Source organism: Streptomyces sp. PKA51 (genome assembly GCF_057552455.1).
The window spans coordinates 532,559-548,258 of sequence record NZ_BAAJPZ010000002.1 but is presented as its reverse complement, the minus strand read 5'-3'; the positions used below and the strand labels follow the sequence as shown (position 1 = coordinate 548,258).

The following is a 15,700-nucleotide window of genomic DNA, read 5'->3' as shown; positions in this document are numbered from 1 at the left end:
CACGAGGACGTCAGCCCATGACACCCCCCGCCCCCACGCGGCGCCCCACGGGCCGCATCGTCATCGAGAACTGCGCCGTCGCCACCGTCGACGCCGACGACACCGAGCACGCCGTCGGGCACGTCGTCGTGGCCGGCAACCGGATCGAGTCCGTCGGCCCCGGCCCGGCCCCCGGCCACCTGGCCGACGTCGTCCGCCGCGTGGACGGCACCGGCCACCTGGCCACCCCCGGCCTGGTCAACACCCACCACCACTTCTACCAGTGGCTCACGCGCGGCCTCGCCCAGGACGCCGCCCTCTTCGACTGGCTCGCCGCCCTCTACCCCGTCTGGGCCCGCATCGACGAGCCCATGGTGTACGAGGCCGCGCGCGGCTCGCTGGCCATGATGATGCGCGGCGGGGTGACGACGACCACCGACCACCACTACGTCTTCCCCCGCGGCTGCGGTGACCTCCTCGGCGCCGAGATCCGCGCCGCGCGCGAGCTCGGCGTGCGCTTCAGCCCCACCCGCGGCTCGATGGACCTCGGGGCCTCCGCCGGCGGCCTGCCCCCCGACTTCGCCGTCGAGAGCACCGAGCAGGCCCTGATCGCCACCGAGGAGGCCATCGACACCCACCACGACCCCTCCTTCGACTCGATGCTGCGCATCGGCGTCGCCCCCTGCTCCCCCTTCTCCGTCACCACCGAGCTGCTGCGCGAATCCGCGGCCCTCGCCCGCCGCAAGGGCGTGCGCCTGCACACCCACGGCTCGGAGACCGTGCAGGAGGAGGAGTTCTGCAAGGAACGCTTCGGCATGGGGCCCACCGACTACTTCGAGTCCACCGGCTGGCTGGGCGAGGACGTCTGGATGGCCCACTGCGTCCACATGAACGACGCCGACATCGCCGCCTTCGCCCGCACCGGCACCGGCGTGGCCCACTGCCCCTCCTCCAACGCCCGCCTCGCCGCCGGCATCGCCCGCGTGCCCGCCCTGCTGGGCGCCGGAGTGCCCGTCGGCCTCGGCGTCGACGGCACCGCCTCCAACGAGTCCGGGGAACTGCACACCGAGCTGCGCAACGCCCTGCTCGTCCACCGCCTCGCCGGCGACGAGCACGCCCTGACGGTGCGCCGGGCGCTGCGCCTGGGCACCCACGGCGGCGCCCGGGTGCTCGGACGGGCGGCCGAGACCGGCTCGCTGGAGGCGGGCAAGCTCGCCGACGTGGTGCTGTGGAAGCTGGACGGGCTCGGGCACTCCACCATCGCCGACCCCGTCGCCGCACTCGTCCTCGGCCCGCCCGCGCCGGTGGCCCTCTCCCTGATCGACGGCAGGGTGGTCGTCGAGGACGGGCACCTGGTGACCGCCGACGAGGACGCCGTCGCCCGCCGCGCGCGCGACGAGGCCCGGCGCCTGGCCCGCCTGGCCGCCGGCTGACCGGGCCGGGCGGAGCCACCACGAGCCGCCGAGGGGGACGGCCCTCGGCCGGCGGGACCGGGGCGCGGCACCGCCGTGCCCCGGTCCTCGCGTGGCGGCTAGGGCGAAACCCTCCATTACGGGACAATCGGGACGATCGTCCGCCCGTGCCGAAGGGGTCCCGCCGTGGAGGAGCAACCAGAGGAGGGGAAGGGAGAGAGGGAGGGGGAGAAGCGCGGATTCGTCTTCCCCAGCGCCCTGACCGTCCTCGCGGCCGTCACGGTCCTGGTGTGGATCGTCGCCTTCTTCGTCCCCTCCGGCTCCTACGACCGCGGCCCCGACGGCAACCCCGTCCACGGGACGTACCACCACGAGGCCGCCCCCGGCGGCTTCGGTCACCGCCTCGGCCAGCTCTTCCTCGCCCCGGTCAACGGGCTCTACGGTGTGCGGGACCTCAAGACCGGCGAGGTCGCCCCCGACGGGGTGGGCGTGCTGTACGGCAGCGCCGCGGTGTTCCTGTTCGTCCTCGCCATCGGCGCCTTCATCACCGTCGTCTTCGCCACCGGCGCCCTCGACCGCGGCATCGAACGGCTCGCCCACCGGCTGCGGCACCGCGGCGGCCTGCTCATCGCCGCCGTCATGACCGTCTTCTCCCTGCTGGGCACCGTCGAGGGCTTCGCGGAGGAGACGCTCGGCTTCTACGGACTGCTGGTCCCGCTGATGCTGGCACTCGGCTACGACCGCATGGTCGCCACCGGCACCATCATCCTCGGGGCGGGCGTCGGCGTCCTCGCCTCCACCGTCAACCCCTTCGCCACCGGGGTCGCCTCCTCGGCGGCGGGCGTCTCCCTCGGCGACGGCATCGGTTTGCGGTTCGCGATGTGGCTCGTCCTGACCGCCGTGACCATCGCCTACGTCCTCCGCTACGCCCACCGGGTGCGCACCGACCCGCAGCGCTCGCTCGTCGGCTTCCTCGCAGGCGACCACGAACTCGCCGCCCAGGCCGAGGAGCCGCCGGAGCTGACGGGACTGCACAAGGGCGTGCTCGTCCTGGTGACCCTCGTCTTCGCCTTCATGATCTTCTCGGTGATCCCCTGGGCGAGCGCCCTGACGGGCCGGGCCGACGCCACCCCCTACGGCTGGGAACTCGACTGGTCCTTCGGTCAGCTGGCGGCGCTCTTCATCGTCGCCGCCGTGCTCGTGGGCGTGGTCGCGCGCCTGGGCGAACAACGCCTGAGCGCGACCATCGTCCAGGGCGTCGCCGACTTCGTCTCGCCGGCCCTGGTGATCGTGCTGGCCCGCGGCATCACCGTGCTGATGACGAACGCCAAGATCATCGACACGGTGCTGCACTCCGTCGAGAGCGCGGTCAGCGGCGCGCCGGAGGCCCTCTTCGGCGTCATGGTCTACGTGGTCAACCTGCCGCTGGCCTTCCTCATCCCCTCCACGTCGGGCCACGCCACCCTGGCCATGCCGATCCTGGCCCCGCTGGCCCAGTTCGCGGGCGTCTCCCGGGCGGTGGTCGTCACAGCCTGGCAGGCGGCGAGCGGCTGGATGAACCTGTGGGTGCCCACCACCGCGGTGGTGGTGGGCGGGGTGGCCCTGGCCAAGGTGGGCTACGACAAGTACTTGCGGTTCGTGTGGCCGCTGCTGCTCATCCTGGCGGTGTTGATCTGCGGCTTCGTGGCCCTGGGCGCGGTGGCGGAGGCGTAGTGCCCGCGGCGGTCCTCAGTCCAGCCGTTCGTACGCCGGCAGCGTGAGGAAGTCGACGTACTCCTCGCTCAGGGCCACCTCCAGCAGGAGGTCGTGGGCCTCCTGCCAGGCGCCGCCCTTGCCCGCGTCCGCGAGTTCCTCGGCGGCGACCTTGCGCACGAGCGCGTCCGTCACCTTCTCGCCGGTGTCGAGCACGACGCCCGCGCGGACCCACTGCCACAGCTGCGAGCGGGAGATCTCGGCCGTGGCGACGTCCTCCATGAGGTTGAAGACGGCCACCGCCCCGGTGCCTCGCAGCCACGCCTCGATGTAGCGCAGGGCGACCTGGACGGCGTTGCGCAGTCCGGCCGCGGTCGGCCGGGCGTCGAGGCCGCCCACGGCGAGCAGGTCGCCGGCGCCGACGCGGACGTCCTCGCGCAGGCGGTGCTTCTGGTGGGGGCGCTCGCCCAGGGCGGCGTCGAAGGCGGCGCGGGCGACCGGCACCAGGTCGGGGTGGGCGACCCAGGAGCCGTCGAAGCCGTCACCGGCCTCGCGTTCCTTGTCGGCCCGCACCTTCTCCAGTGCGACGGCGTTGACCTCGGGGTCCTTGCGCGAGGGGATGAAGGCGGCCATGCCCCCGATGGCGTGGGCGCCGCGCCTGTGGCAGGTGCGCACGAGCAGGTCGGTGTAGGCGCGCATGAACGGCGCGGTCATGGTGACGGCGTTGCGGTCGGGCAGGACGAAGTCCTCGCCGGCGTCACGGAAGTTCTTGATGAGGGAGAAGAGGTAGTCCCAGCGGCCGGCGTTGAGCCCGGAGGCGTGCTCGCGCAGCTCGTGGAGGATCTCCTCCATCTCGAAGGCGGCGGTGATCGTCTCGATCAGGACGGTGGCGCGGATGCTGCCGCGCGGGATGCCGAGGTACTCCTGGGCGAAGAGGAAGACGTCGTTCCAGAGCCGGGCCTCGTGGTGCGACTCGGTCTTCGGCAGGTAGAAGTACGGCCCCTTGCCCGCAGCGAGCAGATGACGGGCGTTGTGGAAGAAGTACAGGCCGAAGTCGACGAGGGCGCCGGGAACGGCCCGGCCGTCGGCGGTCAGGTGGCGCTCGTCCAGGTGCCAGCCGCGGGGGCGGGCGACGACGGTCGCGAGCTCGTCGTCCGGCCGCAGGGCGTACGTCCTGCCCCCGGGGGTGGTGAAGTCGATGCGCCGCCGGTGGGCGTCGAGGAGGTTCAGCTGACCGCTGATGACGTTGTGCCAGGTGGGGGCGGAGGCGTCCTCGAAGTCGGCGAGCCAGATACGGGCGCCGGAGTTGAGGGCGTTGACGGTCATCCTGCGGTCGTCGGCGGGGCCGGTGATCTCCACGCGCCGGTCCTCGAGGGCCGGCGGGGCGGGGGCCACGCGCCAGTGCGGATCCTCGCGGATGCCGGCGGTGCCGGGCAGGAAGTCCAGCCGCCCGGTGCGGGCGATCTCCGCCCGGCGTTCGGCGCGGCGGGCGAGCAGCTCGTCGCGGCGCGGGGTGAAGCGGTGGTGCAGGGCGGCGAGGAAGGCGAGGGCCTCGTCGGTCAGCACCTCCTCCTGCCGTGCCACGTGCGGGGCGCGGGTGACTGCCAGCGGGGACGGCGCTGGTGCGGGCATGGGGCGCTCACTCCTTGAGGGTCTCCGGCGGTGCTCTGCGACCGGTGCAACCTCCCACCGGTGCAACGGATCTGTGGAGAATAGATTTCTCATTGTGGAAGTTCAATGGCGCATCGGGCCGTTCGGGCCGCTGTGGCCACCGGTGCGGTCCAGGAGGGCGAGATCGGCCGGGGTGTCCACGTCGTCCGGCGCCGCGACGTCCCCGCACTCCACGAGCCGTACGGCGGCGGCGTGCCGGTGCAGGTACGCCCGCGCCCCGCGGTCCCCCTCGGCGGCCGCCGCCACGCCCGGCCAGTGCGCGCGCCCGAACAGCACGGGGTGCCCGCGCCCGCCGTCGTACGCGGCCGCCACCAGGCTCGCTCCCGCATGGTGGGCGGCCAGGACGCGGGCCACCGCGGCGGGGCCGACGTACGGCTGGTCGACGAGCGTCACCAGCGCCGCGCCGGCGTCCGTCGCCGCCAGGGCCGCGAGGCCGGCGCGCAGGGAGGTGCCCATGCCGCGCGCCCAGTCGGGGTTGTCGATGCAGCGGGTCGCCCCCGGTGCGGGGGCGAGGCGATCCCGTACCTCGTCCGCGCCGGCGCCCAGCACCACCAGCACCGGGGAGCAGCCGCCGGCGTGCAGGACCCGGACCGCGTGGTCCACCAGGAGCCCGTCGCCGTACGGCAGCAGCGCCTTGGGGCGGCCGCCGAGCCGGCGGCCGCCGCCCGCGGCCAGCAGGAGCCCCGCGACCACGGGAACGTGGGGCGTCGTCATGGCTCCTGCATACCGCACACACGGCCGGATGTGCGCTGTACGTCAGTTCGTCACCCGCACGCGAACGCGCAGCCTCAATTTCGCTGTGCGTGTGGCGCGGCGGACGGAAAGTGGCGTTAACTGATCCGGCGGGCGGGCGAGCGCACGGGAGGGGGACAGTCGTGGCGGAAGGCGCCGTAGTGGTGGACGCGCAACGGGCGGGCCGGACCGGCGGGGAGCCGGATCCGAGGGTGGACCAGCTGGGCGCCGCGGTGTCCCGGATGCGCCGGGAACTCGCGGGCCACCCCGCCGCCCTGCCCGACCGGGACGTCGCCGAGGACGAACTCGCCGCCCTGGACGCGATGGTGCGCACCGGCGACCCCGACGTCTCCCGGTTGCGCCGCTCGCTGCTGCTGGTGGCGGGGGCCGTCGGATCCGTCAGCGCGCTCGCGCCGGCGCTGGGCGAGGTGCGGGCCGCGGTCGAGCGCTTCGGCTCCGCCGCGCCGCAGGAGGGCGCGGCGGACGAGGCGGGGCCGGCCGCGGGCGTCGAGGTGCCCAGGCCGCGCGAGGGGGAGTAGGCGCGCGGCCGGGATCCGGCCGGCCGCTCGCGCCGTCAGGCGCCGGAACCGGCCAGCGCGGCCGACAGTTCCGCGGCCGCCTGCCGCAGCAGCGGCACGATCCGGTCCGTCGCCGCCTCGGTGACCCGGCCCGAGGGGCCGGAGATGGAGATGGCCGCGGAGGTGGGCGAGTCCGGCACCGGCACGGCCAGGCAGCGCACGCCGATCTCCTGCTCGTTGTCGTCGACGGCGAAGCCGTCCTCGCGCACCCGGGCGAGCTCCTCAAGGAAGGTCTCCGGGGTGGTGATGGTCCGCTCGGTGGCCGCCGGCATGCCGGTGCGGGCCAGCAGGGCGCGTACCTCCGCGTCCGGGGACTGGGCCAGCAGCGCCTTGCCCACGCCCGTGGTGTGCGGCAGGACCCGGCGCCCCACCTCGGTGAACATGCGCACCGAGTGCCGAGAGGGCACCTGGGCGACGTAGACGACCTCGTCGCCGTCGAGCAGGGCCATGTTCGCCGTCTCGCCGGTCTCGTCCACCAGCCGGGCCAGGTGCGGACGGGCCCAGGTGCCCAGCAGCCGGGAGGAGCTCTCGCCGAGCCGGATCAGCCGGGGGCCGAGCGCATAGCGCCGGTTGGGCTGCTGCCGGACGTATCCGCAGGCCACCAGCGTGCGCATCAGCCGGTGGATGGTCGGCAGCGGCAGGCCGCTGCTCGCGGACAGCTCGCTCAGCCCGACCACGCCACCGGCGTCGGCCATCCGCTCGAGCAGGTCGAAGGCTCGCTCGAGGGACTGGACTCCACCGCTGCTGGCTGCGGTTCGGGGCTCGGCGGACGGGGGCACGGCGCTCCTTGAAGGGGGAAGGGGGGCAGAAGCCTACCGGCCGTCCGGGGTACCGCCGACCGGTTTCTGGGTTGTGAAATATAGCTTCCGTGTCCCGGAAAAGCCTTGACGGGGTGGGAGGGGCCCTGGAGACTGCGGGCGAGCGGCGTGCAACGAAATGTTGAACCCCTTCCCCCGGCTTGTCGAGAGGCGGACCGTGGAGCTCCTACTGCGATCGACCCGCGTGGTGACGCCGGACGGCACCGGCCCCGCCGCCGTCGCCGTCACCGGCGGCCGGATCGAGGCCGTCCTGCCGTACGCGACCCCGCCCGGCGGCGCCACCCGCACCGAGGACTTCGGGGACGACGTGCTGCTGCCCGGGCTCGTCGACACCCATGTGCACGTGAACGACCCCGGGCGCAGCGAGTGGGAGGGCTTCCCCACCGCCACCCGGGCCGCCGCCGCGGGCGGCATCACCACGCTGGTCGACATGCCCCTCAACAGCCTGCCGCCCACCACCACCGTGGCCCACCTGCGGCGCAAGCAGGCGGCCGCGCGCGGCCGGGTGCACGTGGACGTCGGCTTCTGGGGCGGGGCGCTGCCCGGCAACCGCGGTGACCTGCGGCCCCTGCACGACGCCGGCGTCCTCGGCTTCAAGTCCTTCCTCTCCCCGTCGGGCGTACCGGAGTTCCCGCACCTGGCGCCCGGCGACCTCGACGCCGTCGCCGCCGAGATCGCCGGCTTCGGCGGGCTGCTGATCGTGCACGCCGAGGACCCCGGCCGCCTGGCCGGTGCCCCGCAGCCCGACGGCCCCCGGTACGCCGACTTCCTCGCCTCCCGGCCGCACGACGCCGAACGCGACGCCGTCACCGCGCTGGTGACGACCGTCCGGCGGCACGGCACGCGCGTGCACGTGCTGCACGTCTCCTCGGCCCGGGTGCTGCCCGTGCTGGCCGGGGCGCGGGCGGCGGGCCTGCCCGTAAGCGCCGAGACCTGCCCGCACTTTCTCACCCTCACCGCCGAGGAAGTCCCCGACGGTGCCACGGAATTCAAGTGCTGCCCGCCCATCCGCGAGGCCGCCAACCGCGACGAGTTGTGGAGCGGGCTGGCCGCGGGCACGCTCGACTGCGTCGTCTCCGACCACTCGCCGTGCACCGCCGACCTCAAGGTGCCCGACTTCGCCCGCGCCTGGGGCGGCATCTCCTCCCTGCAACTGGGCCTGCCCGCCGTATGGACCGAGGCCCGGCGCCGCGGGCACGGCCCCGGTGACGTCGCCCGCTGGATGGCCACCGCCCCCGCCGCCCTCGCCGGCCTGCCCACCAAGGGAGCCATCGCCCCGGGCCGCGACGCGGACTTCGCCGTCCTCGCCCCCGACGAGACCTTCACCGTCGAGGCGGCCGGGCTCCACCACCGCAACCCCGTCACCGCCTACGCGGGGCGCACGCTGTACGGGGTGGTGCGCTCCACCTGGCTGCGCGGCCGCCGGATCGCCGACCACGGCACCCCCCTGACCGAACCCACCGGCCGACTCCTGGAGCGTGCATGAGCAGCGCACCGCGCCACCTCCCGACGTTCACCGGCAACGCCCGCCCGTACGCCGGCGGCGACCCCTACGCCGACTACCGCGGCGCCGACGCCGACTTCGGCTTCACCCACCTGCCCGACCTCGCCGACCGGCGGCTCGGGGCGTCCGTCGTCGCCGCCAACGACGAGTTCTTCGCCGACCGCGAGAACCTGCTCGTGCCCGGCCCCGCACGGTTCGACCCCACCGCGTACGGGCCCAAGGGCAAGGTGATGGACGGCTGGGAGACCCGCCGCCGGCGCGGTGCGTCCGCCACCGCCGTGCACCCCGCGGACGACGACCACGACTGGGCGCTCGTCCGGCTCGGCGTGCCCGGCACGGTCCACGGCGTCGTCGTCGACACGGCCCACTTCCGCGGCAACCACCCGCAGGCGGTCGCCCTGGAGGGCACCGACCTGCCGGGCACGCCGGGCGTCGCCGACCTCCTCGCCGACGACGTGCCGTGGACGGAGCTGGTGCCCCGCACACCCGTCGGCGGGCACGCGGCCCACGGCTTCCCGCTCGGCGGGCGGCAGCGCTTCACCCACCTGCGCCTGAAGCAGTACCCCGACGGCGGCATCGCCCGGCTGCGGGTGCACGGCGAACCGCAACCCGACCCTGCCTGGCTCGCGGCCCTGGGCACCTTCGACCTCGCCGCCCTGGAGAACGGCGGCATGGTGGAGGACGCGTCCGACCGCTTCTTCTCAGACCCGGTCGGCACCCTCCTCCCCGGCCGCTCCCGCACGATGGGCGAGGGCTGGGAGACCCGCCGCCGCCGCGACGGCGGACACGACTGGGTGCGCTACAAGCTGACGGGGCGTGCGCGGATACGGGCGGTGGAGATCGACACGGGCTGTTACAAGGGCAACGCGGCGGGCTGGGCCGACCTGTCGGTCCTCGACGCCGCCACCGGCGCGACCTGGCGGCAGATCGTGCCCCGCACGCGGCTGGAGCCCGACGCGGTGCACAGGATCGTGCCGGAGGGCGCCCCGGTGGGCACGCACGTCCGCCTGGACATCCACCCGGACGGCGGCATCGCACGCCTACGAGTGCACGGCTCCCTGACGCAGACCTGAGCCACGGCGCCCCGTAGGGGGCGCGGCGCTTCGCCCGGACCCCGGGGTGGTGCGTCGACTGCGGCCCGTCGGTGGCCGATCGCGCAGTTCCCCGCGCCCCTTACGGGGCGCGGTGACTGGTGCAGTGCCCCGTAAGGGGCGCGGGGAACTGCGCGACAAGCCACGACGCACCCGCAGGGCGCTGCACGATCCGCCCGGCAGGGCCTAGTGGCAGATGGGCCGGCGCGCGCCGTCCCTCATCTCGAAGACGGGGGAGGCGCACCCCGCGGGACACGGCGGCGGGAACGCGGCGGCGTTGACCTTGCGCTCCGGCGGGTGGTTGCACACCGAGCAGTACCAGCAGGGCGGCTGCCCCGGCGTCATGTCCCACCACAGGGGATTGTGGCACCGATTGCACCGCACCGGTGCGGGCTGGCTGTACGGCTCTGGCGACATGGCCGCCATCGTGGCGCGGCGCGGCGCGCGGTGTCCGGGCTTCGCCGATCCTGCACCCGCCCGTGTGGTGCGGGCGCACGAGGTCAGGGCGGCGCCTCCAGCGTGCGCCAGAACAGCGCCTCGTACTCCTGCAGCAGCCGCCCGTAGCGGTGCGCCCGCTCCTGCGAGAGGTGCCCGTCGACCAGCCCCGTGCCCACGGCGGCGAGGGCCCGTTCGGCCGCCTCGGGGTCGGGCGTGCCGAAGAGGTCGAAGAAGCCGCACGCCTCGTCGTCGAAGCCGTAGTGCTCCCGCAGGGAGAGGGCCACGGTGGCGCAGTAGTCGCCCCAGGCGGCGAAGTTGGCGGTGAGTGCGAGGGCGGCGTCCACGGGTTCGGCGTTCAGGGCGAGCCAGGCCACGTACGCCGGGTACGCCTGGCAGCCGGCCCGTGGCGTGTGGGCCCGTACGGCTGCCTCGTCCAGGCCGCACGCGCGGGCGAGCGGGGCGAGGCGGGCGTGGGCCGCGTCCTCGCCGTGCACGAGGTGGTCGAAGAAGGCGACGACGGCCGGTTCGCCCAGCGAGGTGGCCCGCCGGGCGAGGTGCTCGAAGCTGCGGCGGTCGGCGGGGACGACGTGGTGCTGTTCGAGCGCGAGGGCGGCCACGGCCGCCAGGGGCGCCCGGCCCGCGGCGATCCGGGCGACCAGGGGGTTGTCCTGCGCTCGGGGCGCGAGGGCGCGGACGGCTTCGTCGACGACTTCCCGGGCGGTACGGGCCATGGCACCCAGCGTAGCGATGCCTATACGGCGCCGCCCAGGTAGAACAGCAGGAACATGAAGGCGGCGATGAAGTGGACGGCGACGAGGTAGATGAAGACCCGGACCGTCATGCCCATGGGGGCGCGGTCCTCCTCGTGGAAGCTCATGGCAGTGCCCTCCGGTCGGATGCGGTCTCGCCCAGGCACAGCCCGGCGACGCCGCTCTGCATCAACGTGTGCACGAACAACAGGTCCGCCCCGCCGGGCGAGTCGGCGGCGATGCGGTGGGGGGTCAGCGAGTCGAAGTGGGCGGCGTCGCCCACCTCCAGCAGGTGTGTGGCATCGCCGAGGACCAGCCGCAGCCGGCCGCGGGTGACGTGGAGCCACTCCTCGCCGGGGTGGACCCGCACCAGTTCCTCCTGGCCGCCGCCGTGGTACGGCACGTGCAGCCGCAGCGCCTGCATGGCGCGCCCCGAGCCGCCGGCCCGCCAGTAGGTCCAGCCGCCGGCCTCCTGGGGTGCCATGCGGTCGGCGCGTACGATCGGATCGGACGCGGTGGTGACCTCGCCCAGCAGGTCGGAGACGGTGGTGCCGTAGGCGCGGGCCAGGGAGAGCAGCACCGGCAGCGACGGTGTGCGCTGCCCGGTCTCCAGCCGGGAGAGGTGGGCGGGGGACAGGCCCACCCGGGCGGCGGCCCCCTCCAGGGTCAGGCCGCTGCGCCGGCGCAGGTCGCGCAGGTGCGGGGCGACGAAGGGCAGGACGTGCCCGGTGCCGGGTTCGCCGGGCGAGGCGAGTGGTGGCGACATGCCTCCGGTATAGCCACCAAGTTGTCCGGGGGGCAAAATCTTTGCCTCTGAGGCAAACATTCCGCCGGTGTCCGGTGAACGTCAAGGTAATTTTCCGGACATCTTCTTGACGTGGCATGTGCACGACGGGAGATGCTGTGCCCATGTCAACCCCCCATCGTTTTGCGCGCCTCGGCGCCGTTGCCGCCCTCGCCGCCACCCTGCTGACCGCCACCCCCGCCCTTGCCGCGCCCGCCCAGGTCACCCGGGTCGCCGCCGCGAGCAGCGTCGGGGACGTCTGCTACTCCGAGCTGCCCTCGCAGGCCCACGACACCCTGCGCCTGATCGACAACGGCGGCCCGTTCCCGTACCCCAAGGACGGTGTCGTCTTCTCCAACCGTGAGGGCGTCCTGCCGCACCAGAACAGCGGCTACTACCACGAGTACACCGTCATCACCCCGGGCTCCCGCGACCGCGGCGCCCGCCGCATCGTCACCGGTCGCGGTGCGCACGAGGACTACTACACCGGCGACCACTACGAGACCTTCGACCTGGTCGACTTCGGCTGCTGAGGCCGCGCGGCCGTCGCCCCGCCGCCGCCCGCGCAGGGCGGCGGCTTCTTTGCGGGGCAACTGTACCTACTGGTATGTACAATGCGATCATGAGTACCTCGGAACGCCTCATCGAGAGCACCCGCGAGCTGCTGTGGGAGCGCGGGTACGTCGGCACGAGCCCCAAGGCCATCCAGCAGCGCGCCGGCGCCGGCCAGGGCAGCATGTACCACCACTTCTCCGGCAAGCCCGACCTCGCCCTGGCCGCCATCCGGCGCACCGCCGACGAGATGCGCGCCGCCGCCGAGGCGCGGCTGGGCGGGCCGGGCACGGCCCTGGAGCGCATCACCGCCTACCTGCGGCGCGAGCGCGACGTGCTCAAGGGCTGCCCGATCGGACGCCTCACCCAGGACCCCGACGTCATGGCCGATCCCGTGCTGCGCGCCCCCCTCGACGAGATGTTCGCCTGGGCGCGCGAGCGGATCGCCGAGGTGCTGGCGCAGGGGCGGGACGCGGGGGAGTTCCCCGCCGCGCTCGATCCGCAGGCCACCGCGTCGACCGTGATGGCGGTGCTCCAGGGCGGCTACGTCCTCGCCCGGGCCGCGGGCTCCCCCGAGCCGTTCACCCGCGCGGTGGACGGTGTGCTCGGCCTGCTGTCCGCGTAGGCCACGGCCTGAACGTCCGGCCACCGCACGAGAACACCGCACGAGACCCAGGAGAACGCCTCCCGTGTACGCCATGCAGTACGAGATCTCCCTGCCCGCCGACTACGACATGGGCACCATCCGCCACCGCGTCGCCACCAGCGCCCACATGCTCGACGACCGGGACGGCCTGGGGCTGAAGGCCTACCTCTTCCGCGAGCGCGGCACCGACGGGTCCCCGGTCAACCAGTACGCCCCCTTCTACCTGTGGCACGACACCGGCGCCATGAGCGACTTCCTGGTCGGCGGGGGCGGATTCCAGCGCATCGTCGCCAGCTTCGGCCGCCCCGCCGTGCGGCACTGGACCGGCGTGGCCTGCGCGGGCGGCCCGGCGCGCGGCGCCGTCCCGAAGGCCGCCTCGCGGCAGCTCACGCCCCTGCCGGCCGACGCCGACCCCGCGGAGGCGGTCGCCGAGGCGGTGGCGGGCCTGGCCGAACTGGCCCGTACGGCGGGGGTCCACACCGCCGCCGTCGGCGTCGATCCCCGTGACTGGCAGCTGCTGCGGTTCGTGCTGTGGGAGGAGGCCGTGCCCGACGGCGAGGCCGGCGAGCGCTACCGGGTGCTGCACCTGTCCGATCCCCACCTGAAGGAGATCACCGACCGCTGACGCCTGCTCAACTCCCCCTACCGGCGCGTAAGGTGAACCATGAACGGATGTTCGTGCGAACAAGGACGCGCAGGGGGATGGCATGGTGACGACATTGCTGCAGGAGCGGGACGGCGTCGTCGATCTGGCGGCGATGGGCGCGGCGTTCGCCCGCGACCCCTACCCCGTGTACGCCGCGCTGCGCGAGCGCGGCCCCGTGCACCGGGTGCGGATGCCGGAGGGGCCGGTGTGCTGGCTGGTCGTCGGCTACGACGAGGTGCGCACCACCCTCAACGACCCCCGGCTCTCCAAGCGGTGGGACAACCGCTCGGCCGGCCTGGGCATCGAGATGGTGGCGGCCGGCCCGCACATGCTCGGCTCCGACCAGCCGGACCACACCCGGCTGCGCAAGCTGGTCGCCAAGGAGTTCACCCCGCGCCGGGTGGAGGCGATGGCGCCCCGCGTGCAGGAGATGACCGACGAGCTCCTCGACGCGATGCTCGCCTCCCCGGACCGCCGCGCCGACCTGGTCGACGCGCTGTCCTTCCCGCTGCCCATGGGCGTCATCTGCGAGCTGCTGGGCGTGCCGGACCTCGACCGCGAGGCGTTCCGCGTCTGGACCTCCACGGCCGTGGGCTCGGCGCCGCCGGCCGAGAAGGCCGCCTCCGCCCGGGAGGTCGCCGCCTACCTCGCCCGGCTGGTCGCCGCCAAACAGGCCCGGCCGGGGGAGGACCTGCTGAGCGCGCTGATCCGCACCACGGCCGAGGACGGTGACCGGCTCTCCTCCGAGGAACTCATCGGCATGGCCTGGATCCTGCTGGTCGCCGGTCACGAGACGACGGTCAACCTGCTGACCAACGGCGTGTTCGCCCTGCTCACCCACCCCGAGCAGCTGGCGGCCCTGCGGGCCGACGCCGGGCTGTACGAGAACGCGGTCGAGGAGATGCTGCGCTACGACGGGCCGGTGGAGACCTCCACGTACCGCTTCACCACCGAGCCCGTCGAGATCGCCGGCACCGTCGTGCCCGGCGGCGGCGAGCTGGTGCTCGTCGCGCTCGCCGACGCCGACCGCGACCCGGCCCGCTTCCCCGGCCCCGGCGACTTCGACATACGCCGCGACGCGCGCGGGCACGTGGCCTTCGGGCACGGCATCCACTACTGCCTGGGCGCGCCACTGGCCCGCCTGGAGGCCCGGATCGCCCTGCGTTCGCTGCTGGAGCGCTGCCCGGACCTCGCCCTGGACTGCCATCCGGACGCGCTGACCTGGCGCGAGGGCCTGCTGATGCGCGGCCCCCTGCACCTGCCGATCCGCTTCTAGCGGCGCGTCCGGCCGGACACCACGGCGCCCCGTAGGGGCGCGGGGCAGTGCCGATCTGCGGCTGCCGCCGCGTGGGCGCGACCAGCCACCCACGGCCCGCAGCCGAATGCGCCGCCCCCGGGGTCCGGGTGAAGCACGGTTGCCTCTGCGGCATTCCCTCTGCGGGCGCGTCGTGGCCGATCGCGCAGTTCCCCGCGCCCCACGGGACGCCGCGGTGGTCGGGATGTCCGGACATCCTGACCTCACGACTTCCCGTCATCAGGTCCTGGGGCTACGCTCCCTCCGTGGCGAAGCAGCATCCCCTCCGGTTCACCCTCGACCGCGGCAGCCCGGTCCCCCTGTACTTCCAGCTCTCCCAGCAGCTGGAGGCCGCCATCGAGCGCGGCGAGCTCGCGCCCGGGAGCCTGCTCGGCAACGAGATCGAGCTCGCCGGGCGGCTGGGCCTGTCGCGGCCCACCGTCCGGCAGGCCATCCAGTCGCTCGTCGACAAGGGCCTGCTGGTGCGCCGCCGCGGTGTGGGCACCCAGGTCGTGCACAGCCAGGTCAAGCGCCCTCTGGAGCTCAGCAGCCTCTACGACGACCTGGAGGAGGCCGGCCAGAGGCCCGCCACGCAGGTCCTGCGCCACACCCTCGAACCCGCCGGCGCCCGTGTCGCCTCCGCCCTCGGGGTCGCCGAGGGCACCGAGGTGGTGCTGATCGAGCGGCTGCGGCTGGCCCACGGCGAGCCGATGGCCCACCTGCGCAACCACCTGCCCGCCGGGCTGCTCGACCTGGACGACGAGAGCCTCGCCGCGACCGGCCTGTACCGCCTGATGCGCGGCGCCGGCATCACCTTGCACAGCGCCCGGCAGACCGTCGGCGCCCGGGCGGCCACCGCCGACGAGGGCGCGCTGCTGGCCGAGCCCGCCGGGGCGCCGCTGCTGACCATGGAGCGCACCACCTTCGACGACACCGGGCGGGCCGTGGAGTTCGGCTCGCACCTGTACCGTGCCTCGCGCTACGCCTTCGACTTCCAGCTGCTGGCCCGTTCCTGAGCGGCCCGGCCGCGCTGCCGGTCCACGTTGTCAGTCAGTAAGAATGTTCTGACAAAGTATTGACGCCGTGTGGCCTGCGCCACTACAACTCCACGGAC

Annotated in this window: 17 protein-coding genes; 10 read left to right on the top strand and 7 right to left on the bottom strand. The window is 74.2% G+C overall.

Translation table 11 applies throughout. The features are described 5' to 3' along the window. Positions 1-17: 17 nt before the first annotated feature. Entirely contained in the window at positions 18-1,412 is a 1,395-nt protein-coding gene (locus tag AC27L3_RS04825; protein WP_487232747.1) for an 8-oxoguanine deaminase, read from the top strand. Between the two features lie 165 nt (positions 1,413-1,577). Then, complete coding sequence (locus tag AC27L3_RS04820; RefSeq protein WP_487232746.1) at positions 1,578-3,104, top strand: YfcC family protein; 1,527 nt, start codon at positions 1,578-1,580, stop codon at positions 3,102-3,104. 15 nt (positions 3,105-3,119) lie between these two features. Here the strand turns inward: AC27L3_RS04820 and aceB are convergent, their stop codons facing one another. Continuing rightward, complete coding sequence (aceB, locus tag AC27L3_RS04815; protein WP_487232745.1) at positions 3,120-4,715, bottom strand: malate synthase A; 1,596 nt, start codon at positions 4,713-4,715, stop codon at positions 3,120-3,122. A 102-nt stretch (positions 4,716-4,817) separates the two neighbouring features. Next, the gene (locus tag AC27L3_RS04810; RefSeq protein ID WP_487232744.1) at positions 4,818-5,468 is read right to left on the bottom strand and encodes a nucleotidyltransferase family protein; all 651 of its coding nucleotides are present in this window, start codon (positions 5,466-5,468) and stop codon (positions 4,818-4,820) included. Positions 5,469-5,629: 161 nt separating this feature from the next. Between AC27L3_RS04810 and AC27L3_RS04805 the strand changes: the two genes are divergently transcribed. Further along, positions 5,630-6,025, top strand: coding sequence for a DUF5955 family protein (locus AC27L3_RS04805; RefSeq protein WP_487232743.1), 396 nt, complete (start codon positions 5,630-5,632; stop codon positions 6,023-6,025). A gap of 35 nt (positions 6,026-6,060) precedes the next feature. On the opposite strand, the gene AC27L3_RS04800 is transcribed toward AC27L3_RS04805, so the two are convergent. Next, a complete protein-coding gene (locus tag AC27L3_RS04800) occupies positions 6,061-6,843 on the bottom strand; it encodes an IclR family transcriptional regulator (protein ID WP_487232742.1) in 783 nt (260 codons plus the stop codon). A 157-nt stretch (positions 6,844-7,000) separates the two neighbouring features. On the opposite strand from AC27L3_RS04800, the gene allB reads away from it, so the two are divergent. Together allB and alc are read left to right on the top strand one after the other, a co-directional pair. Continuing rightward, complete coding sequence (allB, locus tag AC27L3_RS04795) at positions 7,001-8,368, top strand: allantoinase AllB (RefSeq protein WP_487232741.1); 1,368 nt, start codon at positions 7,001-7,003, stop codon at positions 8,366-8,368. Next, positions 8,365-9,459 (top strand): allantoicase, encoded by a 1,095-nt coding sequence (gene alc, locus AC27L3_RS04790; protein WP_487232740.1) that lies wholly within the window; start codon positions 8,365-8,367, stop codon positions 9,457-9,459. The genes allB and alc overlap by 4 nt, the downstream gene beginning before the upstream one ends. A gap of 204 nt (positions 9,460-9,663) precedes the next feature. On the opposite strand, the gene AC27L3_RS04785 is transcribed toward alc, so the two are convergent. The 4 genes from AC27L3_RS04785 to AC27L3_RS04770 form a co-directional block, all read right to left on the bottom strand. Continuing rightward, positions 9,664-9,894, bottom strand: a complete 231-nt coding sequence (locus AC27L3_RS04785; protein WP_487232739.1) for a hypothetical protein — start codon at positions 9,892-9,894, stop codon at positions 9,664-9,666. An 83-nt stretch (positions 9,895-9,977) separates the two neighbouring features. Continuing rightward, positions 9,978-10,646, bottom strand: a complete 669-nt coding sequence (locus AC27L3_RS04780) for a TenA family protein (RefSeq protein WP_487232738.1) — start codon at positions 10,644-10,646, stop codon at positions 9,978-9,980. A gap of 20 nt (positions 10,647-10,666) precedes the next feature. Continuing rightward, a complete protein-coding gene (locus AC27L3_RS04775) occupies positions 10,667-10,792 on the bottom strand; it encodes a DUF6126 family protein (protein ID WP_344437179.1) in 126 nt (41 codons plus the stop codon). After that, positions 10,789-11,430 carry a helix-turn-helix domain-containing protein gene (locus AC27L3_RS04770; RefSeq protein ID WP_487232737.1) on the bottom strand — a complete coding sequence of 214 codons (642 nt, stop codon included), beginning with the start codon at positions 11,428-11,430 and terminating at the stop codon, positions 10,789-10,791. Before AC27L3_RS04770 ends, AC27L3_RS04775 begins: the two co-directional genes overlap by 4 nt. 143 nt (positions 11,431-11,573) lie before the next feature. Between AC27L3_RS04770 and AC27L3_RS04765 the strand changes: the two genes are divergently transcribed. From AC27L3_RS04765 to AC27L3_RS04745, 5 genes are all read left to right on the top strand, one after another. Further along, on the top strand, positions 11,574-11,981 hold the full coding sequence (locus tag AC27L3_RS04765; RefSeq protein WP_487232736.1) for a guanyl-specific ribonuclease: 408 nt from the start codon (positions 11,574-11,576) through the stop codon (positions 11,979-11,981). 89 nt (positions 11,982-12,070) lie between these two features. Then, positions 12,071-12,625: a TetR/AcrR family transcriptional regulator gene (locus tag AC27L3_RS04760; RefSeq protein WP_487232735.1), complete on the top strand. Its 555-nt coding sequence runs from the start codon at positions 12,071-12,073 to the stop codon at positions 12,623-12,625. Between the two features lie 64 nt (positions 12,626-12,689). Continuing rightward, on the top strand, positions 12,690-13,271 hold the full coding sequence (locus AC27L3_RS04755) for a DUF4865 family protein (protein WP_487232734.1): 582 nt from the start codon (positions 12,690-12,692) through the stop codon (positions 13,269-13,271). 82 nt (positions 13,272-13,353) lie between these two features. Then, entirely contained in the window at positions 13,354-14,568 is a 1,215-nt protein-coding gene (locus AC27L3_RS04750) for a cytochrome P450 family protein (protein WP_487232733.1), read from the top strand. 284 nt (positions 14,569-14,852) lie between these two features. Beyond that, positions 14,853-15,602: a GntR family transcriptional regulator gene (locus tag AC27L3_RS04745; protein WP_487232732.1), complete on the top strand. Its 750-nt coding sequence runs from the start codon at positions 14,853-14,855 to the stop codon at positions 15,600-15,602. Positions 15,603-15,700 lie beyond the last annotated feature (98 nt).